The following is a 25567-nucleotide window of genomic DNA, read 5'->3' on the forward strand; positions in this document are numbered from 1 at the left end:
TAGGAATTCGCACATACAGGATTTCACCTTGCTTGAAAGAGTACTATCTGGAACCCTCCTTGAATTTTAACTTTGAAATCTCTCAAAAACTATACCCGTAATGTTTTTCAAAACTTTTTTAGAAATGAAAAGTTTGTTTTTTATAAACTCAGGCATGTTTCCTACCTAAAACCTTGCAAAAATGTCGAACATTCTTTATAATGTTTTTCAGGGAAAAATAATAAATTTTTAGAACACAATATAGTCTAATGCTGACGCATCACTGATCAATCTTGTGTGTTTTGAGCCAACAACATATCCGTTTTTGATATCATTGGCTGGAATCCATCGATTGGTGGATGTATAATGTCTTTTTTCTTGCAATTCCCTTTCAATTGCTTCCACATCAAATTCGCCTTCTTCAACTTCTTGTGTTGTAAGATGTTTTATTGTTACAAGAATTTTTGTAACTTTGACTCTATCTCCAAACTTCCATTTTGAAGGCGGTGTCTCATCAGATACTTCCAACACTTTGATTTTCATTTGTTTGTTTCCAAATGCATCATGACTGATCAAGGTCTTTTCATCTGTAAATTCTTCAAAACTGATTCTAGAATTTACTTCTGCATCCGAAACTGTATCTAAAAGCGCTGCAGAGTTTATCTCTGATGATGGTTTTTCATCATAACTTCTGTTAATGTTAATTTCTGGTAGTTCTGGTTCTTGCGTATCAATATCTTCAGATTTTGAAGGGTTTTTAATTTCTTGAATTCTTTTAGCTTCTAATTCCCATTGTAATTGGGCTTCTTCATCTTTATTTGCTTCAGACAACAATTCTAATTCTTATTTATCCTTAAAAAACGATTTGCAGGTTTTGAAAAATTGGCTCTATGTACGTTGTTTTGTTTTAAATGGCATGTTGCATTCTTTAAGAGGCATCTCTTTTCGCATTCCATCTATTTTTGCATAAAATTTACCCTCATAGGTGCATACACAATCTGTAATTTCCTGAGTTTCGTCCCAAATTTTGTAAAATTCTCTTAGTTCTCGGCTTTCATACTTGCCTATGCCTATCCTTTTTTTGGATAAAAATTTGAATGCTAGTAGAACCTGTCTTTTTTTGTAAATATCAAAAGTCTTTATCCATTCTAAACATCGTTCAATTTGATCAGCAGGAACTGGTAATGAAGTACTTGTCCCAGACTTGGCTTCAATAGTAAAAATCGTGCTGTTATCTGTGTTTACCGCTAAAACATCAGGCAGCGCAATACTTGGAGATCCTAATCTAAAGGCTTTCCACTTTGGGGATGAGTTAAATCGTTTTACTAAGGTATCTTCCCACTGGTATCCTCTTTGCCTTCGTGTTTTTGCAGCTTTTTGATTATTTATTTTAGATATTTTTGAAAGTATTACTGTTTTTGATTGCATGTTTGTTGTTCTCATTTTAGATATAGTAAGGTGGGTAATTACATAATAACTCAATAAAAAGTCATTTTCGAATTAACATTTTTAAGATAATTTGTACAATATTTTATAATTCAAAAATGAATGTCGGTGACTGTTGTTAATTCAGCTTTCTGAGGTCATCGAACATTATCTAAATATGACTTAATTTTAAATCAATTATGTCTGAAATTATAATTGAAAAATTACTTGAACAACGTGATTTTTACCTCAATACTCTAAAACAATTGGAATTTCAATTAGTAATGGAGCCATCTGAAAGTGAAATTAGTGGTATTGAGAAATTACAAAAAACGACCATTGATCAATTAAAAAAAGTGGAACAAGAAATTGCATATCTTACATCAGAAAAGTCATTATGATTTACAATGAGTTTATCAAGCCCTTATTTTTACAAAATCTATGTTTGATGAAATTATTCAGAATCTTGTTTCAGTAAAGCGAGATTTTGCTAAAAATTATTCAGGAAATGCACACATTCAAGAGGTAATTCCTGCTTCAAAGTCAGATAAATTCCCAATAGATGAAGGGCATTTAGAATTACTTCACAAATTTGCAGAAAAAAATCCTATCTATTTTAATTCATTTTATGAAAAAATCTTGAATGTGGATTGTGTAGTCTATGAAGGAGACATTAATGATTATTGGTTAAACAGCATAAAGCATGGAACAAGTTGTCAGCCATTTTATCCCACATGGGTGATTTCGGCATATCTGATGACGTTGATTGCAAAACAATTAGGTTATGATGAATTAGTAGATATTGGTTCAGGGGATGGACGAATTGCTTTTTGTGGAAACATTTTGGGATTTACATCTCACAGTATTGAAATTGATGAGGGGCTTGTGGAATTACAGAAGTTAATTTGCACAGAGACACAAAATAATTTTGATCCAAATTGTGAAGATGCATTAGAATACGATTATTCAAAATTTCAATTAACAAACCCTGTATTTTTCATTGGAGGGTTGCCCCAAATGGGCGGAGATATGTTAGCTACGAGTATTATTGACAAAATAAATTCCATAAAAGAACTCAAAAATTCTACTGGGATAGTTTTTGCAGGAACTCATTCTAAACGTCAATTGTCTGGAAATTTGTCAGATGGTGGGTGGAGTTCATTAATTCAAAATCATAATTTACAAGTGGTTGAAACAGTTTCGCTTCCAACTGTTTGGACATTTGATCAAACTACTGAAACCCCGTACATCTATACAAAATTCAATTAACCTCAAAAAAATAATTTCCTTCACGCATACCACATTTTGCAATTTTTACTGTTTGGTCAACATGTGGCTCTCCTAAGATTTTTGCCATGATTTTAATTGAATTCTCCATTTCAACAATGCCGAAACACTCTTTATTTTGCCTAGAGAATTCAATTATCCTGCCTTGAAAATCCCCTTCTTTTAGAGATACTTTGCCCAGACAATGACTGCAAAATTCAGAGGGTGGCCATACAATTTTTTTACAAGTAATACATTCAGGGATAGTAAAATTCCCTTTGGATAATTCTAACTCAAAACTCATTTTTCTAACACCAAAATGGTTGAAGAGGTTGCAGCAGCTGACATGTTGTGGACTAATCCCACTTGTGCATTTTCAACTTGTCTGTTTTTTGCATTTGATTGTAATTGTTGTGTAATCTCTATCGTTTGAGCGATACCTGTTGCTCCAAGAGGGTGGCCTGAACCAATCAATCCTCCTCTAGGATTAACCTTGTAATTTTTTGTTTCATAAAGTTCTTTGACTAAATCTGTCCCCTTACCGGGTTTAGAAAATCCTATTGCTTCTAATGCCATGGGTTCACAAACAGAAAATGCATCATGAATTTCCACTACATCCACATCTGAAATATTTTTACCAGACATTTCTAATGCTGTTCTACTAGCCATCTTTGTTGAATTCATTGTGTTAAAAGATTCACTTTTTGTAAATCCTGCAGAAATTGTTTTTTGACCTATGCCTGATATCCATACAGGATGATCAGTAATCTTTTTCATAATATTTTCTGATGCTAAAATAATTGATGCGCTACCTGTACAAGGTCTAGAACAATCAAGTAATCTAAGATCATCAGTAATTTTTTTGAATTAATTACATCTTTCATTAAATATGTTTTTTTTGAAAGTGCATTTGGGTTGTTTTGAGCTTGTTTGTGATTTTTTATTGGTATCCAAGACAGTTGTTCATCTGTAACAGAATATTTTCGTTTATAGGAACTTGTAAAAATTGATGCCCAAAATATTGGATGTTTGAATTCCCCTCTGGAATTATCCCATTCTAAAACCTGACCAGGACTATCATATCTTTCAGCTCCACTAACTAGTACCATGTCTGCAAGACCTGAAGCGATATAGGAATATGCTGAAACTATGGAATTTGTGCCTGAATTGCATAAATTTTCTATAGAATGAGCTATTTTGGGTTGAATTCCAATCATCTCGGAAAGAACAGGTGAGAGATATTTTGAATTATTATTTGTCGATACCAATACTGCGTCAATATCACTTTTTTGGATGCTGGTATTATTTTCAAGAAGAACTTTGGCAGATTCAAAAAGAGTTGATTCTATTTTTTTATCTTCTTTAGTAAATGGAGTAATCCCATATGCTCCAATTCCAACTCTTTTCATTTTTATTCATCCAAGAATGTTTTTTGTAGAACTCTAAATGATTCCATAGTGTTTCCAACGGGATTAAATTGTATTATTGGTAAATCAATTCCTGTATCACTAAATGTTTGAAGTTGTTTTTTACATTCTTCGGGGGTACCAGATATAGTTAGTTCCTTTAACATAGAATCTGGAATTAATTCATGGTTCGATGTAAATCCTGATTTTTTAAATTCTTCAAATATGTTTGATGTTTCATTTTCAAAGCCATTTTTTGCTAAAAATTCACGATAAATTTTTCCAACAGATATGTAAAATGCTAATGTTTTTTTTGCACGATCAATTGCTTCTTGTGAATTTTCTGAAACACATGTGATTATTTGACATGTAACATCTATCTTTCTTTTTGATTGCATTTTTGAAATTGTGTCTTTCATTTCATTTTTAGGTCTGAGATAAAAAATCACACCATCTCCAATATCCAATGTTAAATCCACCATTTTTTTATTAACTGCTGCAATGTAAATTGGGATGGATTCTCTTTGGGGTTTAACTAATAATGTAAAATTTTTCAAATTAAAAATCTCTCCTGAGTAATTAATTGGTTTTCCAGATAATGCCAGTTTAATTATTTCGACATACTCTTTCATTCTTTTTAATGGATTTTCGAATTTGTATCCGTGAAAAGTTTCTACAATCGGTACGCTGCTTGTTCCAAGACCCAGAATCAGCCTTCCATTAGATATGGTGTCTACGGTTACTGCCCCCATTGCAATTGCTACAGGACTTCGAGAGTAGATGTTAATGATGGATGAGCCTATTTTTTGTACAGATGTTTTGCTTGATACCGCACTTAACATTGAGAAATTCTCCATTCCCCATGTTTCAGGTACCCAAATTGTATCTGTTTTAGTATTCGATATGATTTCGGCACAATTTAACACCTCCTTTATTGAAAGCATTGAACCCAGACTGCACGCAATACGCATGAAATTCATACATTGATTGGATATTCTAGTGTTCTGTTTTAGTATTGGGTAAATTTTCCTTGAGGCGCCATATTATCAGAAAATCTGTAAAAGATAATCTGTTGAGTGAACAAATATTTGCACAAAAGCCCTCTCAAGATTCCACTTTTTGGAATGATGCTACAAGATATGCTGCTGCTAGCAAAGATGAATCCTTTGTAGAAGAAGTAGCATACATGATGGTTACATTGCACAGAACTGGTGCATAAAACAAAATTTCATTTTATTATTTTCTCTATCTCTAATGCACATTCTTCCATATCTTTGAACGAATCTACAGAATACCATTTTGCATTTTTGAATTTAACCGTGTTTAGAATACCTTTTTTTGCATATTTTGGAAAAACTGTTTTTTCGATATCACCTTTGTTTGGTAATTCTTTTAGTATGTCTTTTTCTAAATGATAAATCCCTGCATTCATCCAAGTGTCTGGAATTTCTTTTTTTTCTTTAAAATTCAAAATTTTATCATCATTGGTTTCCAAAATTCCGTATTTTGTTCTCAATTCAATTGCGGCAATAGCATTTTTCTTTTTTTGAAGTTTCTTTAAATCGATATTTGTTATTGTGTCCCCGTTTAATACAAAAAAGGATTTTTCCTTGATCATTTTTCCTGCTTTTTTAATTGCACCTCCAGTTCCAAGTGGGAATTTTTCTGGAGAGAATTTAATTTTAATTCCAATGTTTTTCATGTTTAGGTGATTTTCAATCATCTCTGTTTTGTATCCCGTACAAATAATAACTTCCTTAACTCCAAATTTTTTAAGATATCTTATTTGCCATTCTATTATGGGAATGTTTTTTATTGGAACAAGTGGTTTTGGCACATAATCTGTCACTGGTTTTAGGCGTTTTCCACGACCGCCTGCCAGTATTATTGCTTTCAATAAAATCACTCTATATGTACAGTATATGAAAATGTCTAATCTTGTTTTATCTCTTTTTTTGATTCATTGGATTCTACAACTGCCTCCATTTTTTTTGCAAATTCGTTGTAAATTTTTTCCAAATCTTTAAGAGGCATTTCAGTTCCTAAGAGTTTCATGGTTTTATGCCACGATTCAATGTATTTTTCATCATCAAATCCTTTTCCCAGGGTTTCTGCAATAGAATTAAGTCCCTCAGTTTTCCCTAAGGCATAAATGGCTATTTCACGTTCAGTTAGCATTATTCTCACTTTCTGTCATATAGTAATGTAATTCAGTATAACATTCTACACAATATTCTTCATAATCAGTATGATCGCAATCATATACTTTTTTTACATCATTGTTACATTTTGCACAAATTGGCATGATGTTATCAATTAAGATTTTGTAATTTTAATTCCGCCCAAAGCCAATTGGACAATGGCGGGGATAAATAACATTGCAGTTGATGCCACAGGATCTCTATCTGAAGACTCTGCTGCAGGTGCAGGATTTGCTAAAACAACAACTCCTCCAACTATAATTAAAATTCCTGAAATAATGATCATAATTCCTAATCCTTTTGATGGTTCTTTTCTAGAAATGAAAAATGCAATAATTGGCAAAATCAATGCAGGTCCACCCAGACCTATGCCTCGTTGCATGTGATCAAGTGGCAAAAACCCATTATCACTATCTGAAGACATTGCAACTGCTACATCTGCTGCATAAATTACAAGTAATCCTATTGCGATTCCTGTAATGATTAATGCTGCACTTAATGCCATGTTGATTTTTTCCCTTCACAACTAATAAACCTAATCAGCAGATTGAACTACTGCTCTGGGTTTTATGGTTTCTAATTTTTCAAGTAACTCTTCAACGGATTCATTATTTCCTGCAATGAGATTAAAATGACCTAGTTTTCTCATAGGTTTGGAAATTTTTTTACCATACATTTTGAGAAACAGGTTTTGATCAGGAATTACTAATGGTTTGTATTCCCCTTGAAAAGATTTTGCGCCTAGTATGTTATACATAATTGTTGGACGTAAAAGTTTGGTACTGCCAAGTTCTAATCCCAAAATTGCACGCAAGTGTTGTTCAAACTGAGATGTTTCACTTGACTGTAAAGTGTGATGTCCGGAATTATGTACTCTTGGTGCAATTTCATTAATTACAATTTGATCATCTTGTGTTACAAACATTTCAATCCCAAATACCCCTGCACCTTTCAATACATCCATAGTTTGATTGGCAATCTTTTCAGCTTTTTGAGTTACATCTGCAGAAACTCTTGCAGGAGCAATTGTTTCACGTAAAATATTTTCTTCATGAATATTTTCAACAAGAGGAAATGTTGTGATTTGACCTTTTGTATTTCTAGCTGCGATTACTGAGACTTCCATTTTGAACGGAACAAATTTTTCTAACATTAATTTCTGACCTTTAAAATAATCAAATGATGTTTGAATCATATCTTCTGAATCAATCTTGAAATTGCCTCTTCCATCATATGCATCTCTTCTTGCTTTTAGCAAAGCAGGATATCCAAATTGTTTCAAACCCTCTTTAACATCTTCGATATTTGAAACCTCTATAAATTCAGGAACAGGAATGTTGTGTTCTTTTAGAAATGTTTTTTGCAAAAATTTGTCTTGAATTGTATGCAATGTCTCTGGAGAGGGATTAATTTCCGCATTTTTCTCAACAGATTTTAACACATCGCTGTCTCCTGATTCAATTTCATATGTGATGATGTCTGATTTTTTTGATAATTCAACTATGGCATCTTTTTCCTTAAAATCTGCTATAATTTGCTCAGCTCCAACTTGTGCAGCAGGACAATTTTCAGTAGGGTCTAACACTATAACTTTTGAAACATATTCTGGCATTTTTTTGGCAGCCTCGGTAATCATCATGCCAAGTTGTCCCCCTCCAATAATCCCCAAAATTTTTGCCATTGCCTCATTCAAATTTATCGAATAAAAATAGCTAATGCTATTTACAATTTTTTGATAATAGTTATTGTTAATTACTCTCTAGTTTTTTCTAATATTGTGACATATTCAAAAAAACCATTGATTGGAATAATCATGGGATCTGGTTCTGATAGCAGGATCATGAAAGGAGCAGCTGAGATTTTTGATAAATTTAAAATTAAACATGAGGATCAAATCATTTCTGCACATAGAACTCCTTCAAGATTAGCAGAGTATGCACAACATGCTGAAAAAATGGGGTTTAAGGTAATTATTGCAGGCGCAGGTGGAGCTGCACATTTGCCAGGAATGATGGCATCTCACACAATTATCCCTGTAATCGGTGTGCCCATTCTAGTATACAATGATAAACATCCGAAAAAGACAGATACGGCAAAATTTTCTGCCTTTGGAGGGTTGGATTCATTGTTGTCAATTACTGAAATGCCTTCAGGATCTCCTGTTGTTTCAGTAGGAGTGAACAAAGCTGGAAATGCTGGAATATATGCAATGAAAATTCTTGCAAATGAATTTCCAGAATTAAAAAAGAAATTAAAACAACACAAATCAGATCAACATCAATCGGTTCTCAAAGAATCAGAACAATTGAAAAAAGAAGGATTATCTAAATTTACAGAAAAGAAATTCAAATAATCAAGTCAATAACGTAAACTGAACGTTCTTCTTTCGTAATACTTCGATTAATGCATCTGCTTGTTCTTTTCCCTGAGTTTCCAGATTCATAGTAACTGAGGCTGAACCTGCACTGACATTTGAGCTCAGTCTATCATGAACAACCTCAACGATGTTTGCATTGGCAAGAGTGATTTCATCAACAATTTCTTTGAATGCTCCTGGCCTGTCAGGCAACAAAATTGATATTTTTAACAATCTACCCATAGCTGCTAACCCTTTATCTACAATCTGTCCTAAAAGATACATGTCTACATTTCCTCCAGCTAACACTGTAACTACTTTTTTACCTGGCGCTGGTTTTTTTGAAATCAGATATGCAAGACTTGCAGCTCCTGCAGGTTCCACTACAAATTTCATTCTCTCCATTAACAGAAACATTGTTTTTGTAATTTCAGCATCGTCTACAAGAACAACTTCGTCAATCAATTCTTTAATTATGTTAAATGTAAGTTGGCCGGGAATTTTTACAGATATGCCATCTGCAATTGTTCTTGCACCGCCACTTGCAGTTATTGCACCTTGTTTAACTGATTCATACATTGACGGAAATGATCTTGATTGCACTCCAACCACTCGTACGTTTGGATTTTTTTCTTTGATTGCAATTAGGATCCCTGCCGCCAACCCTCCTCCACCTATTGGAATATAAACTTCATCAACGTCTGGCAAGTCCTCTAGTATTTCTAATCCGATAACACCTTGCGCTGCAATGATTTGAGGATCATCAAATGCGTGTATCATTGTAGCACCTGTTTCCTTGGCAATTTCTTTTGCCTTGGCAGATGATTCATCATAGTTGATCCCCTCTAAAACCACATTTGCGCCATAGCCTTTTGTTGCTGCTACCTTTGCAGGAGATGCATTCTTTGGCATGACAATTGTACATGGTATGCCTTCAAGGGAGGATGCAAATGCGACACCCTGTGCATGATTTCCTGCAGATGCAGCAACTACACCATGTTTTTTTTCATCTTCAGATAATGATTTTATTTTGTAATATGCACCACGGATTTTAAACGATCCAGTTTTTTGTCTAAATTCTGCTTTGAGATAAACCTCAGATTCTGTAATATCACTAAAAGTAGGCGAATGGATTAACGGAGTCTTTTTTATTTTATCTCCTCGCATAGAATTTGCTTTTTGTATTTCCTCAAATGTTGGATTCATTAGAAATGATGCTAAGAAAACGATGTATTTGACTTCTTCTATACAAAAATTATTTTTTTTGTCAAATTTTATGCGTAAATTTCTAGGAATGCCTAAATACTTGGGAGGTTTCGTTGAAATTATATCAAGGAATCAGATACTCCCCTTTGAGAAAATTTCTCATTTTCTGGTTCCTTGGTCTTCGTTTATCAAATAATTATATTTGCAAATTCATCTAACCGTTTGATTATGTTTTCTTTTGTTGAATCCGACATTTTTCTCGGATCAAACAATCCTTCTCTAGTATTATTTTTTACAAACTCTAAATCAAATGTACATAAACATCCTTCTTCACCAGTAACAAGTTTTGAATCATCAATTAATACAGGTGTTATCTGATATGTTTCAACTAAAAGAGAATCTAATTCATTAAACAATTGTGTCTTTTTTTCAGATAGTTTTTGAAAGTCTACACCAGACTGTTTCTCAATTTCTGCAAAGACTTTTTCTCTAAACTCATCATTTTCATAAAACACTTCAAATAGTTTTTGATGATCAAAGTCTTTGTACCCCATTTCTTTTAGTTTATCCAAAACAAACTGATCACTATTGTCTGAAAATTCCTGTTCTTTGTTTTTTGTAATATCGATAATCGTTGATAATTCCTTTTGACAATCGATTACCCTTTGAATCGGTTTGTAATATAGCAAAACATGGAATTGAATGGAAACATGTCCTGAAATCAAATAATTTCCCTCCATGATTTCAAATTTCATAAAAATTCTCCTAATGTCTTCATTGTTAGATATGGTTACATCCTGAATAGACCAGTTTTTCAGATTTTTACTGATGTCTTGAAAATAGTCCATTACCAGTTTTGGATCAAATGTTTTTTGTTCAGATACTGTGGAATCGCCCAACATCACTTTGACATCGATCATTTTTGTCATGTCAGAAATTTTTGCAAGGAATGATTTTTGAATTTCTTCATTCTTTTTATTCAAAAGTTGAATGAATTCATTTTGAGATCTTGCACCTAAACGCACATGAATTAGCAAATTATTGTTCTCCTTAAACCTTCATCAATATCTAAATACATAATGAGGGAATTCTAGGCGTGGAGAATTCAGAATATAGATGTGATGATTGTGATGGAGAGATTACAGAATATTATCATGAAGGATATAAGGGAAAAAGAGGAAAATGCCTTGATTGTGGTCAAGAATTCCCCTTGGAGTAGAGCGACATGACAGAAGAAAACACGGTAAAAGAATCTGACAATGTGAAAGAAAAATCAAGTTCCGACCAAAAAAATGAATTGGTAGATATGTTGCTAAGTTCTGCATCTGAAAAAACATTGGATTCAGAATCTATGATTTTAGAAACTCAAAAACGAGTTTGGGGTGCGTTGAAAAAAGGCTACCAATACTTGGGCGTTGTCAATGAATCAGACAAATTTTTGAGGAAAAATGTATTTTCTAAATTGGATCTTGTTGTAATCTATGTTGATTTGGTAGGTTCAACAACCATGACACTGGAAATGCCTGAAGAGAAAATTGCAATCATAATTAGCTCTTTTGCACAAGAGATGGCAGCAGTGATACGACAGCATGAAGGATATGTCTTAAAATTTGTAGGAGACGCAGTTATAGGATATTTTGATGCACAAAGTAATGGGTTACTTGCATCAGATAATGCAGTTAATTGTGCAAAATCTATGATTTCAGTAATCCAAAAAGGAATTAATCCAATTCTTAATCAGTATGATTACCCTGACCTGATGGTAAAAATTGGTGTTGATTTTGGACAAAATATTGTAGTAAGATATGGTGCTGATGAAAACCAGTCACAGGTAGACATAATTGGTCCTGCCATGAATATTGCGGCTAAAATTCAAAACATGGCAAAGCCTAATCAGATTTTAATTGGAAATGATGTATACAAAAGATTGCATCCTAACTCTCAAAGAGAATTTGCTGAAGTGGTGTGGAAAAAAGATGAATGGCGATATCGTTCCAGAATTACTGGAGAACTTTACAAAGTTTATGAATTCAAAGGATAATGTGGTTTTTAATTATACTGTAAATTTATCAGGGCATTCAACATGCTCATAATGATGTTCGGTGAATTTTTCCTGAACAACGTAGATCACAATCTTGTGTAGATCTTTTTCTGCAATGTCTTTCTTGCATTTCAAACAAGTCTTTTTCATTTCTGCCATGCGTACCAGCGATCTAAACTGGGAATCTATAAGGATCTGCGATCAGCTCAAATTGAGCAAAAACGACTCAGATTTTACAAAACCGTATATCAAATGCCTAAAGCAAGGCAGAAATAGAGCAAATTCAAACCAAATTTGTGGAAAACATGATACACAAACACCTACAGGACCTTTACGGATTAAATCCAAACATCCCACATGTAGCGTTACAATTTCCTCGATTACCACCAGGATTAACACATCCAATGTTTAAGATTCACAAAAATCCTGCCAAAGAACAATTTTCACGAGATGTAGAAACAATTAATCAAAAACTTCAAGGATTCCAACATCTGTACCAACAATATGCTGCAAGTTTGTTATCAGGAAACCAAATAATTCCTCCAGGTCATCCATTATATACAAAACAACACTCTCTTCAAACACTTCAAGATGAAAACAGTAAACTGTTAAAAGAAAACAACGAATTAAAGAAAAAACTAGAAAACAAATCAAAAAAACAAGATTGAAAAAATATCTCGGCTTGCAAAATCAGTAAGAATCCTTATTAATTCCAAACCCAATTTTGTGTATGGTCAAAACTCCTGCAGACAAATGGAAATCAACCATAATAAAATACAGGAAACAGTGTCAAAAAATTTTAGAGATATCTCAAAGTGTAAGATACGCAGGAGTTATCAACGTCTATGGTAGAACCTTAGCTGGAATTGTTCAACCAAATCTTAAACCATTACTAAAATCTGAACAAGTAAAAAATGAATTTTTTATTATCTCAACTCTAATGTCTTTACGAAAAAATACAGCAAGTACTGTAGGGAAATTAGAATATGTCATATTGCAACATCAGAAAGTTACAATACTCATTCTACAAAAAAATGACCTTACATATTATGTTTCAATCAATAGAAAAGAAAAAGACTTGAAGAAGATTATTTCTTCAATAAAGAAAATAGTCTAAGCAGGTGTGAATCCGTGATATCCACCAGTTTGTTCCGCTTTATCTGAGAAACTTGGTTCAAACAAGGAAATCAAATAATCATCAGGATCTGAAATTACCGCATTTTTTCCTGCATCTTTTTCAACTATCTCGCGATGAATTTTTACTCCTTTTCCTCTCAATTCCTCAACTGCAGATTTTACATCTCCGACCAAAAAACCAATTGTAATGCCACTCTCAAGAGCATTTCCATGTTTTTCAGTTATTGAAGCAGGGTGCAAGCTCAACAAAGCTCCTGAAGTGCCCAAATCTACCCATGTTCTTCTTTGATTTTTTATTGGCAGTCCAATAACCTCATTGTAGAACTGAACTGATTTGTCTAGGTCTTTTACAGCCAGAATGACATTTCCGACTTTTTTAATATTCACAGATATGCTACCTCGAAGTTCTTTAAATTAATTGTCATTGAACTTCCACCATGGTTTCTGTTCGCTCTACACCATTAATTTTTTGGATTCGGTTTGCGACCTCTTTAATTTGAACTAGTTGTTCAACATCAATTATGGCTACTGCATCAAACTGACCGCTAGTTGGAAATGAATCTGTAACGGAATCAACCTTGCGTAATCGTGCAGCGATTAATTTTTTTGGAGATTTTACCAAAATTATTGCTCTTACCATCCTAAATTAACCTCCACTTCGATTAAGGTTTCAGTGGTTACAATATCCTTGATTTTTTTAAAATCAATCACCATGTTATTGATGTCTTCAATTCCTCCTTGCAAAATAACGCTAATGTCTGCCCTGCCAGTGACTACCATGATTTGTTTTACTACCTTTCTTTTCTTTTTGAGAATTTGGACAACAGAATCCACTTTTCCAGGTTTAACTGTAATCAGACATAATGCGCGCATACAAGTACTACGTTATTGAATCGGATAAAGATTCCTAGTCAAATGCTTCCTGAGACCTTGCTTCTTCTAAATAAGCACGTCTTTCTTCATTGACTTTTTCTTGATCAATTTCAATATCGTCATCTACTATGACTATCCCCATATCGCCAACAGGTTCTTCCTTTTTCTTTGATTTGGTTGTTTTAGCCTTGGTGGCTTTTGCTTTTGGAGTCTTTGATTTGGTTGTTTTAGCCTTGGTGGCTTTTGCTTTTGGAGTCTTTGATTTGGTTGTTTTAGCCTTGGTGGCTTTTGCTTTTGTGCCTTTCTTTGCAGGTTTTTTTTCAGCCATGAATCGAAAATCTAGAGTTTGCCTTATTTTTAAAGATTTTGTAGGATTGGTTTTTGGAGAAATTTGTGTATTATGCACCGATCAAGTAAATTTTTTGAGAAAACAATGGACCAAAGTAGCCATATGAGTCAAGAATTTACTCTGAGTTTGATTTAACAAAAAACACATTCTTCATGTTCTATTGGGAGGTGAAAGAAGATAGCAACATTAGCAGATTATGCAACAGTAGGCGATTCAGTCAGCTTGGCAAAAATTGGGGATAAAGCATTTACAATTACATTCATCGAAGATTCAGATTATACTCAAGGTGAAATGATCACAAAAGGAGTTAAGATTACCACTAGAGAAACTTTCGAGGTTGAAGGAAATTTTGTAAATAAATTTCACACAACTAGAGTAGCAATTGTAAAAAAATTCAGCAATGAGAAATTACGTTCAGATGTCAATAACGGAAACGCTTTGGGACCAGTCAAATGTATCTCTGAAAAATCAGCATCAGGAAAAAGCTTCTATAATTTAGTAGATGCATAATGGAGTTTATAATTAGACTCTAAAACACACTATTTTTTTAATTTTTTACAGTGCCGGGGGCGGGATTTGAACGCGCGACAGCCCGGTCTTCAGCCGAGTGCTCTCCCAGGCTGAGCTACCCCGGCACTCAAAAAAATGTCGCTAGTTGAGGAATTAAAGTGTGTCCCTTTAGGATCTTTGAACTATAATTTCAAGGATGTTGTTCTGTGAACACAAAAATTCTACAAATTGTTCAAGAGAAATAAGTTGATTTCATTTAGGATTAAGTCAACTAAAATGTAGATTAAAAATCAATTCAAAATCATGTATGTATGATTTGCCTATTTCGTAATACAAATGGCAACATCAAGTATGAAGTAAGAATTGAGAGTAAAAGTATAGTCAGTCATGCGTCTTACTTGAATCCAGTTCTTTACTCTTCATACTGTTAAAGTGGTGAAATACAAATGAAGAATTTGTTAGTTATTTTCTTTTGTGTGTTTGTATTTTTTTCAAGTTATTACTGTGAATCTTTTGGACAAGTTGATACTAGTATAAATTTTGAAAATGCTTTGATGCTTTATAAAGAAAAAAAATATGAAGGTTCCCTATCAGAAATTGACAAGATTTTAGAAAAGTATCCAGACAACATCGAGGCATTAAACAGTAAAGGAACCATTCTTTTAGCTCAAGGAAAATATGTCAATGCGTTACAAAATTTTGAAAAAGCTGCAACTATTGATCCTAGTAACTTAGAATCAATTAATGGTATTGGAAAAGCATATTTTCATTTAAACAGGTATGATGCTGCTATGAATTTTTTTGGACATGTATTACAAATTGATAGAAGAAATTTTGATGCGTTAATTGGAAGTGGAAATGTTTTGTCAAAGTTAGAACAATTTGATGATTCCATACTGTTTTTCAACATAGTATTGGAAAAAGATCCACGTAATGTAGATGCTTTGATAGGAAAAGGCACTGCATTATTGAATACAAATCAACATAAATTAGCATTAAGCATATATGATAAAATTTTGGAGATTGATTTGAGTAATACAGATGCATTAAATGGTAAAGGGAAAATTTTCTTTGAATTAGATGAATATGAGAAATCAAGAATTGCATTTACAGCAGTGTTAGAATCAGAACCAGAAAACATTGAAGCATTGTTGGGATTATCTGAATTGAATCTTCATGAACACAAAAATATCAAATCCCAACAAATGTATGAAAAAATACTTTCTATAGATCCGGATAACATCGAAGCCTTAATTGGCAAAGCGTCTGTTCTAGTTGAACTTGGAAAATTTGATGAGGCCTTAGAATATTTTGATGAGGCCTTAGAAGTGGACCCTGATAATCCAGATGCACTAAACGGAAAAGATTTGGTTTTAGGAGATAAAGTAGAGGATTCGCTTGATTTGATACTTTTGATCACAATCATTGGAAGTATAACCTCGGTAGTTTCATTTTTTGTTGTGCTTATTAAAATCCGAGAAAATGCAGAATTAAAATCAAAACTCATCATGTCAAACGAACAGATTGAAGATTTAGTAGATAAGATGATGAGAAATATGGCAAAAAATCAAAAATAGTTTTTTAGGTTTTCCAAAGAACATCATCTCTACCATTTCGTTTATTGATTAAACGACCAATCACAAAAAACAGATCAGATAAACGATTAAGGTAAATTATGCAGTTTGAATTGATTTCGTCTTTTTCAGCAAGTTGCACAGTCAATGTTTCTGCTCTACGCACAACTGTTCGAGTAAAATGTAGTTGTGATGCTGAAAGTACACCTCCTGGCAATATGAAATTAGTTAATGGTTCTAACTCTGATTCAAATTTGTCAATATGTTGTTCTAATTCTTGAATCATCCCTAATGTTACTCTATTTTTTACATCATTGAGGTTTGGGTTAGATAGATCAGAGCCCACCACAAACAAATCATTTTGTATTTTGATAAGAACACTAGAAATGTCATTATCTAACGGGTTTGCCAACACAACACCTAAGGAAGCATTTGCTTCATCAACTGCGCCATACGCAAATATTCTTGGGTGAGATTTTGAAATGCGAAGATTTCCCTGTAACCCAGTATTTCCATCATCTCCTGTCTTGGTGTATATTTTCACAAAATTACAAAGTCTGTTTCAACTATTATGTTGTTCGAAAATCTCAAAACTCTTTAGGAGAATGGTTTGTATTAGTTAACGATGGTAGAAGATTTTTTTAAAAATGCTGCAAATCTAAAAAATATCCCACGTCAAGGATGGATTGACAAACTTTCTATAGATAATCCCGAATCAGTTGCTGATCATACTTTTTCTATGGCAATGATTGGAATGGTAATTTCAGATTTAGAAAATCTGAATTCAGAAAAAATCTTGAAAATGATTTTGATACATGATTTATCTGAATCCATAATAGGAGACATAATTCCAGAAAAAATGGATGTAAAAGAAAAACAAGAATTAGAAAACAATGCATTTGGCAAAATCATGGAAAAACTTCCAGAACCCCTGATAACAGAATATGGCAAAATATGGAAAGAGTATCAAGAAAATTCCTCTCCTGAAAGCAAGATAGTCCATCAAATTGACAAATTAGAGATGGCACTTCAAGCAAAAATTTACCAAGAACAAGGTTATTCTCAAGAAAAACTAAAAGTTTTTTTAAAATCTGCAAAAAAAAGCATTACGCATCCAAAATTAAAAGAATTATTTACAAAGATTATCACTGAAAATTAATGTCTGAGACAGAAAAAGATGAAATGATTGATGCACAAAAACAAGTGATAGGAATCTTGTTTGAAGTGATCAAAAGATTGCAAGCCAATAGTGATTTAGATGAAGAGTATTTTGAATTAATTACAAAAGATGGAAAAAACAAAACCAGATTAAATGAAATTCTAAATGAAAGAAAAGAAAATGCAAAAATTGTAGGTAGATTACTAGAACAACTAGAAGTTTAATGTCCGCAACCACAGTCATCATCAGAAATTATCTTTAGATGAGATGTTTGTTGGTGCTTGTCTTGAATGTAGTTTGAAAGATTTGCAATTCTTACTCTAGGTTCTTTAGTTTTCCAACTACCCTCATTTTCAAACCAAAACTCTATTTCATCAACATCATATCTTTCCCCATTTTCTATTAGTTCTTTGAATATGGATTTTATTTCATCAATTTCAGATTCAGATAATTTTGATTTATCTTCAACCATTGTTGTAATTTCATTTAATTTGATAATCACATTATTTGTAAGAGGCATGTGAATTTTTACATAATATTCTATAACTATCTTTTGAGTTGACATTGTTTTTATAGCAATCCAATAATTTGACAAATATGCAGTATTTTCAAGCATTAAAACTTGGTCAAAAGAGAGTTGCGGATGCCAGAGAATATCTTAACAAACTAACTGATGGAAAAGCAATGCCAGCATTGGCATTAACTGATACGAAATCCAACGTATGGAAACCCGTAGGCGAAGAAAATCTTTACGCTTTTGTGGATGAATCAGCAGGCTTTGTTTTGACAGATAATAGTGGATACATTCTTGCTTTAGTGGACAATAGTGGTGCCTCTAAGACAATTGTTCAGGGTGTGACAAAAGATCAAAAAGAAAAACTAGAGAAAATATTTGAATCAGATAACATTCCAAAATTTGAAGGTAAGGTAATTCTTCCAGTATGATTCTAGCCACAAATAAAACGTAAAACTTTAGTTATGATTGTGTAGAGGTAGTAAAATGAGTAAATTTTCTCAAGAGATCGAAGTCAGTGGCCATCTAATTGACTCTTTGATTTTGACTAAAATATTTGATAAAATTATGGATTTACAAGGAGAGTTTCAAGTCCAAGAAATAAACATTGGTAAAAGAAAAAAAGATCAGTCATATGCTAAATTATTAGTCAAAGGGAAAAATCAAAAACACCTAGATGAAATTTTACAAACAATTTACAGGGAAGGTGCAGTATCTAAAGTTCAAAAAGAAATCACACTAAAAAAATCACCAAAAAATTATGTAATGCCAGACAATTTTTACAGTACCACCAACAATCACACCCAAGTATTTCATAAAGGAAAATGGATTCAGGTAGAAAACATGATGATGGACAAATGTATTGTTGTAAAAGGAAACCGAGCATTTTGTGTTCCTGTAAGAGATGTCAAAAAAGGTGATCAAATTATTGTTGGGGAAGGAGGTATCAAAATCAATCCACCTGAAAGACCAAGAGAGGGTTCTAATGTATTTCAATTTATGGGCAGTTCAAGCTCTAGTGAAAGACCAACACAACATATTGCAAAAAAAGTTGCAGAGGACATTTACAATACAAAAAAGAACGGCGGTAAAATTGTGATTGTAGGGGGTCCTGCAATAGTCCACACAGGAGCATCAGATGCAGTATCAGAATTAATCAGATTAGGATACATTGACGGAGTGCTAGCAGGTAATGCTTTAGCTGTTCACGACATAGAGTATGCCACCCTAGGAACATCATTAGGGATGAATGTTCATGATGCAACTCTAGCATATCATGGCCATAGAAATCACATGGATGCAATCAATTCTGTTTTCAAAGCAGGTTCTATTGCAAATATGGTAAAAACAAAAAAACTCACCAAAGGAATAATGTATGAATGTGTAAAGAATAATGTTCCATTTGTACTTGCAGGCTCTATCAGAGATGATGGGCCATTACCAGATGTAATTACGGATGTTGCACAAGCTCAAAGAGAATACAAAAAAGTTCTAAAAGATGCAAAAATGGTCATAATGATTTCAACAATGCTTCATTCCATTGCAACAGGAAACATGCTTCCTGCAAATGTCAAAGTAATTGTAGTTGACATTAACCAACCAACAGTAACAAAACTTATGGATAGAGGAACGTGGCAAGCATTAGGTATTGTTTCAGATGTGGGTGCATTTCTACCCATGGTTGCACAGCAAATTAGAAAAAAGAAATAGTCAAGGCATCAATCTTGGATGCATTACTTTTATTCCATCATCCCCCAATTCAATAGGGTGAATCTGCTCACTGTGTGCAATTCCTCTTAGTTTTGTTACTTGAATTGATCTTTCCATGGTATCATGATGTCTAGAATGACGTAGTTGTATCACACCTGAAGATACAAACCATTCAGGAGGGATGTGATCATCATTTACGGATTCAGATAGTAGAATTGATGTGACACCATAACTTTCAAGTGCTTGAACTAATCCTTGCAATCCTTGTCTTTTGTTGAATTCATCAGAGTATTGCATTTCCAAAATGGTAATAGAATCAATCACAACACGTTTTGCTTCTATTCTTTTAATGCTACTAAGAATTAATTTTGTCAAGTGCTCAAATGGTATTTGTTCGCCCCTATACAACGAATCATCCTTCCCGATAGAGTGATCAGTTATTTGAAAAGGTCTTGCGTCAATCATCAAAATTTTGTCTTTTGATACCAAGTCCTCAAAATCCCACCCGTGAGCCTTGGAGTCATTTTTTATTTCATCAATATTTTGGGCAAGACTGATGTACACACCAGGTTCATCAAAATCTTTGGCACCTCCATGTAAGAATTGTAATCCAAATGTGGTCTTACCTGAACCCGGAGGGCCAGACACAACAACAGAACGACCTTGTTTTAATCCTCCAGACACGATAGAGTCTAATCCAGAAATTCCTGTTTTTACCTTGGCATATGTTGAGCTCATATACAAAAACAAAGTTAATTTTTGTATATAAAGAAGGAGACTAGTTAGATTCTGACAGGTATGATTTTACTAAAATTATAAATGAATATTTTTTGATGTATTCCACATTGACTCAAACAACAACTTCATAGAATATACTAATGCTGGAGAATCAGTCCACATTGCAAACGGTTCATTAGAGTTGTTTGCATTCTTTGTAAAGAACAACAATTCTGAATTATCTTTTAGTATGAAACACAAATTATCTTTGATATCTTTGTTTATTGATTTAATATTTTTCCTCTCTAGTTCATCAAAGATGTATAATGTTTTATCACTACAAGAACTAAGTATTCTAAATTTCTGTTTTGATTTTTCAAATGGTTCTATAAAGTCAGCATGATATAATTTTAAGAGATCTTTTTCACTTCCAAGTAACAACAATTCATCGGTATAGCCATCAGTCATACTGGTAATTTTTGAGTAGATTTGATTTGTTCCTTTTAGCATTTGGAATTTCTCTTCCTCATTTTCAGGTTCAGAATCAAACGTTGGAATATTTTTCCAAATTTCAGATAATTCACCTTCCATTTTTTCAAGGGATTTTACACGTTCTTTTTCAGAATTTACTAAAATCCATATTGCCTTGTCTAAAGGTAATGCAGTAAATTGTATTGGGTGTTGGAATGTTGCAGAAACAATGCCCTTGTTTTGTAACGCAGATAATAGATGATATGTTTCGGTTCTAGGTAGTTTTAATGCCTTGCAAACTTCAGGAGCTGTCTTTGCGCCATATTTACCTAGATAAATGTAAACTTTGGATTGATTTCCAGTAAGGCCATATTTTGATAGTTGTTGTTGAACTTGATCTAAGGATGATTTGTACTCTCCTAGAGAGGATCCAGACTCAGCATCAAATATGGATATTGCTTGTTCTTTCATTTTACAGGATACTCCGTACATAATGCCATGTTATAGGATCCGATCGTGAGCTCTTTTTGAGTAAATTGATCGCAATTTTGATCGCAATTTAGGCACAAATTACTCAATCTCATTTTAAAAGACTCTCCACAAACAATGGTTTTTCAAGTTTAGCTGGAACTGTGAACTCTGTTTTAAACTTGAATTTTTCTCGAACTTCTTTAGAGTTTTTTAGCAATGCAATTTCAAACTGTCCGCCATCTTCATAAACAATTGAATTTAGATTGTTCTTTAATCCTTTTGAAACAAGACCATCCAAAGTCTCTTTTGCAGATTGTAGTTTTTCTAATTTTATTTTTAGAGATTCAATCTCTTTAAAGTATAACTCCAATTCGCCTTTGATACCCATGCCATTATACAGATTTAATGAATTGTATTTTATCCAATTTGAAGAGGTTTGTTTTTTTGTCTTTTTTGTCTTTTTTTCATCTGATTTGTCTTCTAATTTTTCTTTAATGGATAAGAATTCCTTATCATTTTCTAATTCTTTTTCTTGAGATCTTAGCTTTTCACCAGCTATCTTTGAAATTTTTTCCAATTCTTTTTTTGTTTCAACAACATTATTTTCTAGATATGTTTTGAATTCATCAATTACATTAAATTTAATTAAACTCATTTAGATCACCGGTGTTTGATTTAATTCAAGTTGTCCAATATTTTCAATTTTCTTTAATTCATTATTTGCAGAACGCAAAAAGTTGATGCTGTTAAGTAATTTCAATTTATCTTTTCTTACTAATTCAACAATTTTTGGAGTAATGTAATCTAAAATGTTTATAATAATATCAGTTGAAAAACTATCCATTGTTTTTTCTTCTGTTTTACTATTGGAATCAACAACAAGTATGTTAAGATTGGGTAATAATTTTATGTTGGTGTTTTCATCTAAATGTAAAATATTAGAGGGTAATTCAATAGATAATCCCAAAAATTTAGTTATAACTTTTAATGAATTAATCAATTCATCAAGCGTGTTTACTCTTTGATTTTCTAATTCATAAATCTGTAAAGATTCCTGAATTAAAGATTCCATATATTGTAAGCTTGGGTGATCAGAATTACCTCCTGTTTCTGCAGTTGCTTGGTTTGCATTATTTTCAAGCGTACTATCCATAATGGTCATGCAAAAAATATTCTTTTTTAGATAATATCCAAGTGTATGTGTGAAAATATTACATCCTGTCTAAGTGACTGTGGTGCCTCCGATGTCAATTGTCTTGAAAAATGTTCTTCCTAATTCATCATATCCGGACAGATAGACGTAAAAATTGTAATTTTCTCCAGGCGTAATAGGAGTTCCATATTGACCATTTATGGAAGGGTGAGTGGTAGGGGCATAGAACTCTATTGTGAATTTTTTTCCAGGAGGCAAATATATGCTATCATTAGTGTCTGACATTTCAAATTCTGTACTAGTTCCATTTACAAATTGAGGCAGTGAAGCGTATGCAATATCTGATGTAACATCATCAAAAACTCCACGAATTCCACTCATTGAAAAAAATGCGCCTATGGTACCAGTATTGGATACTCTAACCAGATAATTTCCGCCATCCTCATTGATATCATATGAAAAATAACCCGGAAAAGTGTCATCAGGTATAGGTATCTGAACAAAGGATGTGTCTGGGTTTCCATTGAGTGAGTCATCATCAATTCTAACATCTACTCCCAAACCACTAACAAAATCTACTGTAAATAATATGCGTTCATCAGTTAAACTGATCTGATTCATTGCACCAGTAAGATTTCCACTAGAATGAAAATTTGTCACATCATTAAGAGGATCAATAAAATCCATTTCAATGTCTGTTTGTGAAAACAATGTTGTTTTACCTCCAGAATTATCGACTCTTTCGATTGTATAGTCTACCAAAAATGCACCATCTCCATATTTTGTATTGTTTAATGCCAGTACTTCACTAGAAGTTAATCCATATGATTCCCAATGCATTATAGAATCAATACTGCCTTTAAAATTCTCAGTAATTTGACCATCTTGGGTATCAGGATTTGCTCCAATCATCCACTTAGTATCTATTTCTAGTTGCGAATTATTTGGATTACTTGTATCTTGTTGAGTTACAACAAAAGATCCATCTAAATACAAAGTACATGTTTCAGAATCTACACGAATTCCAACAAAATGATGCCATTCATCAGTAGTTACTCCAGAGGTATTACAATCAAGTATTTTTCCTTCTGTAGAATCAAATCTAAATGACAATGTACCTGTTGTTCCAGATTTATCAAAAACAACCTCATAAAATTCAGAGCCAGGATTGGATTCTTCAGCCCGGATTATTACTTGCCGGCCATCATTTCCAGTACCATCTACATAAAACCAACCAGCAGTAGAGTTTGGGCCATCATCAAGATCATTACAAGAGGTATCAATTCCTACTGAAATGTAATCATTATTCCCATCAAAAGTAAATCCTCCACTGGAAAATACACCACTAGAATCACTCCATGCAGGCGTGCTGGTACCTGAACCAAGAGTGGCACTGATTTCATTATCACATGCAGCCCCAGTTACCCCATTAGAAAGAAAAGATTGTTTCTCAAAATGAAATATCATACCACTAGATAAAATTGAATTATCTATAGTTGAATCAAGATGGGAATTAAGATAAGCTAAAGATGAAGTCCAAGTTCCAGAAGGTATTGTAACTGTACTTGTTTGGTTATTTGTAATGTATGCCATGTTATTTTGATCAAGATCAACGGTAAACCCTGTGGCATCTGCGGTACCAGAGCTTAATTGATATTCGCCATTAGGGGTGTTTGTGGATTCTTGATGAATTGTAAGAATGTCAGGAGTGTTACTAGGAACTGTAAATCCAAGTGATTCCAAAGAAGTTCCAGCTTCTAATGCCAACAACACGTCTTTAATTGTTATAGTTACAGATGAATCATTTCCAGGATATCCATTTACAATAGAACCAGTTATAGTTACAGATTCTGCGGCTGTACCTGAAATGACACAGGACCATTTGAAGATTACAGATTCACCTTTTTTCAGAGAAGGGTACGATGCAGGAGTTGGCGAAGAATCACAAATTGCGGTTGCGGAACCTGATGGGGGAGACATCTCAGGGACAATGTTAAGTAAAGTAACATCATTTGGAAGGTCATTTGTAACAGTCATAAATAATGTTGTAGAAAATCCATTAGCAACGGTTTCAGGAGCTGCATGTAAGTTAATAGATAAATTTTGATCAGGAACTGAATTGAAAAAATATGTTTCAGTATTTCCCCGATCAGTAACAAGGGATATTTTATACGCTTGAGTATCAACTACAGAAAGCGGAAGGGTTTGTCCAATTCCGCTGACAGAATTTGAAGGAGATATGCTTTGATCAATATCAAATTTTGAAGGAATCCATGTTGAATCAGTGGTATTTTCAATCCATAGTTTTGTTAATTTTATTGGAAGTTGGCCTTTGTTTTGAACTGTCAAATCAAATTTGTTGTTTGTAATGGTAGCATCAGAAATTTCAAAAGATTCAGAATTTCTTGCACCATCAACACTTTCTTTGATTATTACGGCTTGTGAAAAATCATCAATCACATTCATACTATATGACACATATGCCACAGTGCTAGAAGCAGCAATTATAAAAAATACTGCACCCACCAGCGTACTTAATGCTCTACGATTTTTCATGGACTCACCTGGGTTCTGAATTGATTATCTCTAGCACTTTTGATCAAAATATCAAATTCAACATCATCAATCCAAGCATAAGTCATGTTTATTGAATAAGATTCAGAAGGGCTCATTCCTCCATCATCAATTAACACTGAACTAATTTTTTCAAATGTTGTTGAGTTAATAAATTGAATATTTGTTACATTTAATCCAACATTTCCAGTATTAGTCATGGTTACATTGACATATTTAGAAGGATTTGTTCCAAACCATATTTTTTCAAATATAATGTGCTCATTTAGTTTATTGATATTTTTTGAAAAAGTATTTTCAAGATTTTTTTGATGAGACAATAAATTAGAATTGGACCATCCGACCAAACCCGCGCCAAGAATTGCAATAGATGATAATAGAATGGCACTAGTGACAATAGAAGCTAAGGCTCTCCTACGAACAAATTTCATTAAGTAATTTCATGAAAAATTAGGTATATTGCTCAGTATGTAAT

At 33.1% G+C, this 25567-nt stretch carries 39 protein-coding genes and 1 tRNA gene; 14 read left to right on the plus strand and 26 right to left on the minus strand.

What is annotated here, in order from left to right; all coding sequences use genetic code 11:
• Positions 1–228: 228 nt before the first annotated feature.
• The gene (locus tag NKOR_RS04585) at positions 229–810 is read right to left on the minus strand and encodes a hypothetical protein (protein ID WP_016939364.1); all 582 of its coding nucleotides are present in this window, start codon (positions 808–810) and stop codon (positions 229–231) included.
• 57 nt (positions 811–867) lie between these two features.
• Positions 868–1422 (minus strand): PDDEXK family nuclease, encoded by a 555-nt coding sequence (locus NKOR_RS04590; protein WP_014963200.1) that lies wholly within the window; start codon positions 1420–1422, stop codon positions 868–870.
• 182 nt (positions 1423–1604) lie between these two features.
• On the opposite strand from NKOR_RS04590, the gene NKOR_RS04595 reads away from it, so the two are divergent.
• Both NKOR_RS04595 and NKOR_RS04600 read left to right on the plus strand, forming a co-directional pair.
• Complete coding sequence (locus NKOR_RS04595) at positions 1605–1805, plus strand: hypothetical protein (protein ID WP_014963201.1); 201 nt, start codon at positions 1605–1607, stop codon at positions 1803–1805.
• A gap of 40 nt (positions 1806–1845) precedes the next feature.
• Positions 1846–2673, plus strand: coding sequence for a hypothetical protein (locus tag NKOR_RS04600; RefSeq protein ID WP_014963202.1), 828 nt, complete (start codon positions 1846–1848; stop codon positions 2671–2673).
• Here NKOR_RS04600 and NKOR_RS04605 read toward each other — a convergent pair.
• From NKOR_RS04605 to NKOR_RS04615, 4 genes are read right to left on the minus strand one after another with little or no spacing between them, the layout of a single operon-like run.
• Positions 2666–2974 (minus strand): zinc ribbon domain-containing protein, encoded by a 309-nt coding sequence (locus NKOR_RS04605; protein WP_014963203.1) that lies wholly within the window; start codon positions 2972–2974, stop codon positions 2666–2668. The two genes, NKOR_RS04600 and NKOR_RS04605, sit on opposite strands and share 8 nt — an antisense overlap.
• Complete coding sequence (locus NKOR_RS10325) at positions 2971–3447, minus strand: thiolase C-terminal domain-containing protein (RefSeq protein WP_232212264.1); 477 nt, start codon at positions 3445–3447, stop codon at positions 2971–2973. Before NKOR_RS10325 ends, NKOR_RS04605 begins: the two co-directional genes overlap by 4 nt.
• Positions 3448–3461: 14 nt before the next feature.
• Positions 3462–4079, minus strand: a complete 618-nt coding sequence (locus NKOR_RS10330; RefSeq protein WP_232212265.1) for a thiolase family protein — start codon at positions 4077–4079, stop codon at positions 3462–3464.
• A 2-nt stretch (positions 4080–4081) separates the two neighbouring features.
• Entirely contained in the window at positions 4082–5047 is a 966-nt protein-coding gene (locus NKOR_RS04615) for an LLM class flavin-dependent oxidoreductase (RefSeq protein WP_026089966.1), read from the minus strand.
• A gap of 101 nt (positions 5048–5148) precedes the next feature.
• Between NKOR_RS04615 and NKOR_RS10010 the strand changes: the two genes are divergently transcribed.
• Positions 5149–5295 carry a hypothetical protein gene (locus NKOR_RS10010; RefSeq protein WP_016939366.1) on the plus strand — a complete coding sequence of 49 codons (147 nt, stop codon included), beginning with the start codon at positions 5149–5151 and terminating at the stop codon, positions 5293–5295.
• 9 nt (positions 5296–5304) lie between these two features.
• Here the strand turns inward: NKOR_RS10010 and NKOR_RS04620 are convergent, their stop codons facing one another.
• The 4 genes from NKOR_RS04620 to NKOR_RS04635 all read right to left on the minus strand — a co-directional run bounded on the left by NKOR_RS04620 (position 5305) and on the right by NKOR_RS04635 (position 7958).
• Positions 5305–5973 (minus strand): nucleotidyltransferase family protein, encoded by a 669-nt coding sequence (locus NKOR_RS04620; RefSeq protein WP_016939367.1) that lies wholly within the window; start codon positions 5971–5973, stop codon positions 5305–5307.
• A gap of 35 nt (positions 5974–6008) precedes the next feature.
• Positions 6009–6254: a hypothetical protein gene (locus tag NKOR_RS04625; RefSeq protein ID WP_014963207.1), complete on the minus strand. Its 246-nt coding sequence runs from the start codon at positions 6252–6254 to the stop codon at positions 6009–6011.
• Positions 6255–6392: 138 nt separating this feature from the next.
• Positions 6393–6782, minus strand: a complete 390-nt coding sequence (locus NKOR_RS04630; protein WP_014963208.1) for a hypothetical protein — start codon at positions 6780–6782, stop codon at positions 6393–6395.
• A 30-nt stretch (positions 6783–6812) separates the two neighbouring features.
• A complete protein-coding gene (locus tag NKOR_RS04635; protein ID WP_026089967.1) occupies positions 6813–7958 on the minus strand; it encodes a 5-(carboxyamino)imidazole ribonucleotide synthase in 1146 nt (381 codons plus the stop codon).
• A gap of 96 nt (positions 7959–8054) precedes the next feature.
• Here NKOR_RS04635 and purE point away from each other — a divergent pair, with 96 nt between their 5' ends.
• Positions 8055–8630, plus strand: a complete 576-nt coding sequence (gene purE, locus NKOR_RS04640) for a 5-(carboxyamino)imidazole ribonucleotide mutase (protein ID WP_014963210.1) — start codon at positions 8055–8057, stop codon at positions 8628–8630.
• On the opposite strand, the gene ilvA is transcribed toward purE, so the two are convergent.
• Both ilvA and NKOR_RS04650 read right to left on the minus strand, forming a co-directional pair.
• On the minus strand, positions 8631–9839 hold the full coding sequence (gene ilvA, locus NKOR_RS04645; RefSeq protein ID WP_014963211.1) for a threonine ammonia-lyase: 1209 nt from the start codon (positions 9837–9839) through the stop codon (positions 8631–8633).
• A 188-nt stretch (positions 9840–10027) separates the two neighbouring features.
• Complete coding sequence (locus tag NKOR_RS04650) at positions 10028–10864, minus strand: hypothetical protein (protein WP_014963212.1); 837 nt, start codon at positions 10862–10864, stop codon at positions 10028–10030.
• Positions 10865–10935: 71 nt separating this feature from the next.
• Here NKOR_RS04650 and NKOR_RS10555 point away from each other — a divergent pair, with 71 nt between their 5' ends.
• Both NKOR_RS10555 and NKOR_RS04655 read left to right on the plus strand, forming a co-directional pair.
• Entirely contained in the window at positions 10936–11058 is a 123-nt protein-coding gene (locus NKOR_RS10555) for a hypothetical protein (RefSeq protein WP_016939369.1), read from the plus strand.
• A gap of 6 nt (positions 11059–11064) precedes the next feature.
• Positions 11065–11880: an adenylate/guanylate cyclase domain-containing protein gene (locus NKOR_RS04655; protein WP_014963213.1), complete on the plus strand. Its 816-nt coding sequence runs from the start codon at positions 11065–11067 to the stop codon at positions 11878–11880.
• A gap of 12 nt (positions 11881–11892) precedes the next feature.
• Here the strand turns inward: NKOR_RS04655 and NKOR_RS10015 are convergent, their stop codons facing one another.
• Positions 11893–12039: a hypothetical protein gene (locus NKOR_RS10015; RefSeq protein WP_016939918.1), complete on the minus strand. Its 147-nt coding sequence runs from the start codon at positions 12037–12039 to the stop codon at positions 11893–11895.
• Positions 12040–12185: 146 nt separating this feature from the next.
• Here NKOR_RS10015 and NKOR_RS04660 point away from each other — a divergent pair, with 146 nt between their 5' ends.
• Positions 12186–12548 carry a hypothetical protein gene (locus tag NKOR_RS04660; protein ID WP_232202977.1) on the plus strand — a complete coding sequence of 121 codons (363 nt, stop codon included), beginning with the start codon at positions 12186–12188 and terminating at the stop codon, positions 12546–12548.
• Positions 12549–12610: 62 nt separating this feature from the next.
• On the plus strand, positions 12611–12997 hold the full coding sequence (locus tag NKOR_RS04665) for a hypothetical protein (protein ID WP_014963215.1): 387 nt from the start codon (positions 12611–12613) through the stop codon (positions 12995–12997).
• On the opposite strand, the gene NKOR_RS04670 is transcribed toward NKOR_RS04665, so the two are convergent.
• From NKOR_RS04670 to NKOR_RS04685, 4 genes are read right to left on the minus strand one after another with little or no spacing between them, the layout of a single operon-like run.
• Positions 12994–13404 (minus strand): VOC family protein, encoded by a 411-nt coding sequence (locus NKOR_RS04670; protein WP_014963216.1) that lies wholly within the window; start codon positions 13402–13404, stop codon positions 12994–12996. The genes NKOR_RS04665 and NKOR_RS04670 overlap by 4 nt on opposite strands.
• A gap of 34 nt (positions 13405–13438) precedes the next feature.
• Positions 13439–13657, minus strand: a complete 219-nt coding sequence (locus NKOR_RS04675; protein WP_014963217.1) for an Lrp/AsnC ligand binding domain-containing protein — start codon at positions 13655–13657, stop codon at positions 13439–13441.
• The gene (locus tag NKOR_RS04680; protein ID WP_014963218.1) at positions 13651–13890 is read right to left on the minus strand and encodes a hypothetical protein; all 240 of its coding nucleotides are present in this window, start codon (positions 13888–13890) and stop codon (positions 13651–13653) included. The genes NKOR_RS04675 and NKOR_RS04680 overlap by 7 nt, the downstream gene beginning before the upstream one ends.
• A 34-nt stretch (positions 13891–13924) precedes the next feature.
• A complete protein-coding gene (locus tag NKOR_RS04685; RefSeq protein ID WP_232202959.1) occupies positions 13925–14218 on the minus strand; it encodes a hypothetical protein in 294 nt (97 codons plus the stop codon).
• Positions 14219–14461: 243 nt separating this feature from the next.
• Here NKOR_RS04685 and NKOR_RS04690 point away from each other — a divergent pair, with 243 nt between their 5' ends.
• Entirely contained in the window at positions 14462–14749 is a 288-nt protein-coding gene (locus NKOR_RS04690; protein WP_014963220.1) for a hypothetical protein, read from the plus strand.
• A 51-nt stretch (positions 14750–14800) separates the two neighbouring features.
• On the opposite strand, the gene NKOR_RS04695 is transcribed toward NKOR_RS04690, so the two are convergent.
• Positions 14801–14874: transfer RNA gene (locus tag NKOR_RS04695), tRNA-Phe, on the minus strand.
• A gap of 321 nt (positions 14875–15195) precedes the next feature.
• On the opposite strand from NKOR_RS04695, the gene NKOR_RS04700 reads away from it, so the two are divergent.
• On the plus strand, positions 15196–16326 hold the full coding sequence (locus NKOR_RS04700) for a tetratricopeptide repeat protein (RefSeq protein WP_232202960.1): 1131 nt from the start codon (positions 15196–15198) through the stop codon (positions 16324–16326).
• A gap of 4 nt (positions 16327–16330) precedes the next feature.
• Here NKOR_RS04700 and NKOR_RS04705 read toward each other — a convergent pair whose 3' ends face one another.
• Positions 16331–16867, minus strand: coding sequence for a cob(I)yrinic acid a,c-diamide adenosyltransferase (locus tag NKOR_RS04705; RefSeq protein ID WP_014963222.1), 537 nt, complete (start codon positions 16865–16867; stop codon positions 16331–16333).
• 81 nt (positions 16868–16948) lie between these two features.
• On the opposite strand from NKOR_RS04705, the gene NKOR_RS04710 reads away from it, so the two are divergent.
• A complete protein-coding gene (locus NKOR_RS04710; RefSeq protein WP_014963223.1) occupies positions 16949–17482 on the plus strand; it encodes an HD domain-containing protein in 534 nt (177 codons plus the stop codon).
• A complete protein-coding gene (locus tag NKOR_RS04715; protein ID WP_014963224.1) occupies positions 17482–17706 on the plus strand; it encodes a hypothetical protein in 225 nt (74 codons plus the stop codon). The genes NKOR_RS04710 and NKOR_RS04715 overlap by 1 nt, the downstream gene beginning before the upstream one ends.
• Here NKOR_RS04715 and NKOR_RS04720 read toward each other — a convergent pair.
• On the minus strand, positions 17703–18047 hold the full coding sequence (locus NKOR_RS04720) for a hypothetical protein (protein ID WP_187146201.1): 345 nt from the start codon (positions 18045–18047) through the stop codon (positions 17703–17705). The genes NKOR_RS04715 and NKOR_RS04720 overlap by 4 nt on opposite strands.
• A 32-nt stretch (positions 18048–18079) precedes the next feature.
• Between NKOR_RS04720 and NKOR_RS04725 the strand changes: the two genes are divergently transcribed.
• Together NKOR_RS04725 and NKOR_RS04730 are read left to right on the plus strand one after the other, a co-directional pair.
• Complete coding sequence (locus NKOR_RS04725; protein ID WP_014963226.1) at positions 18080–18427, plus strand: hypothetical protein; 348 nt, start codon at positions 18080–18082, stop codon at positions 18425–18427.
• 55 nt (positions 18428–18482) lie between these two features.
• Positions 18483–19706 carry an ornithine cyclodeaminase, nickel-pincer nucleotide-dependent gene (locus tag NKOR_RS04730; protein WP_014963227.1) on the plus strand — a complete coding sequence of 408 codons (1224 nt, stop codon included), beginning with the start codon at positions 18483–18485 and terminating at the stop codon, positions 19704–19706.
• Here NKOR_RS04730 and NKOR_RS04735 read toward each other — a convergent pair whose 3' ends face one another.
• The 6 genes from NKOR_RS04735 to NKOR_RS04760 form a co-directional block, all read right to left on the minus strand.
• Positions 19707–20444 (minus strand): RAD55 family ATPase, encoded by a 738-nt coding sequence (locus NKOR_RS04735; RefSeq protein WP_014963228.1) that lies wholly within the window; start codon positions 20442–20444, stop codon positions 19707–19709.
• Positions 20445–20519: 75 nt separating this feature from the next.
• Complete coding sequence (locus tag NKOR_RS04740; protein ID WP_014963229.1) at positions 20520–21365, minus strand: TrmB family transcriptional regulator; 846 nt, start codon at positions 21363–21365, stop codon at positions 20520–20522.
• Positions 21366–21474: 109 nt separating this feature from the next.
• Complete coding sequence (locus NKOR_RS04745; protein ID WP_014963230.1) at positions 21475–22020, minus strand: hypothetical protein; 546 nt, start codon at positions 22018–22020, stop codon at positions 21475–21477.
• Positions 22021–22518 carry a hypothetical protein gene (locus NKOR_RS04750; RefSeq protein ID WP_014963231.1) on the minus strand — a complete coding sequence of 166 codons (498 nt, stop codon included), beginning with the start codon at positions 22516–22518 and terminating at the stop codon, positions 22021–22023.
• 69 nt (positions 22519–22587) lie between these two features.
• The gene (locus NKOR_RS04755; protein WP_016939373.1) at positions 22588–25074 is read right to left on the minus strand and encodes a LamG-like jellyroll fold domain-containing protein; all 2487 of its coding nucleotides are present in this window, start codon (positions 25072–25074) and stop codon (positions 22588–22590) included.
• Positions 25071–25523 carry a hypothetical protein gene (locus NKOR_RS04760; protein WP_014963233.1) on the minus strand — a complete coding sequence of 151 codons (453 nt, stop codon included), beginning with the start codon at positions 25521–25523 and terminating at the stop codon, positions 25071–25073. Before NKOR_RS04760 ends, NKOR_RS04755 begins: the two co-directional genes overlap by 4 nt.
• Between the last annotated feature and the right edge of the window lie 44 nt (positions 25524–25567).

Source organism: Candidatus Nitrosopumilus koreensis AR1 (assembly GCF_000299365.1).
GTDB lineage: Archaea > Thermoproteota > Nitrososphaeria > Nitrososphaerales > Nitrosopumilaceae > Nitrosopumilus > Nitrosopumilus koreensis.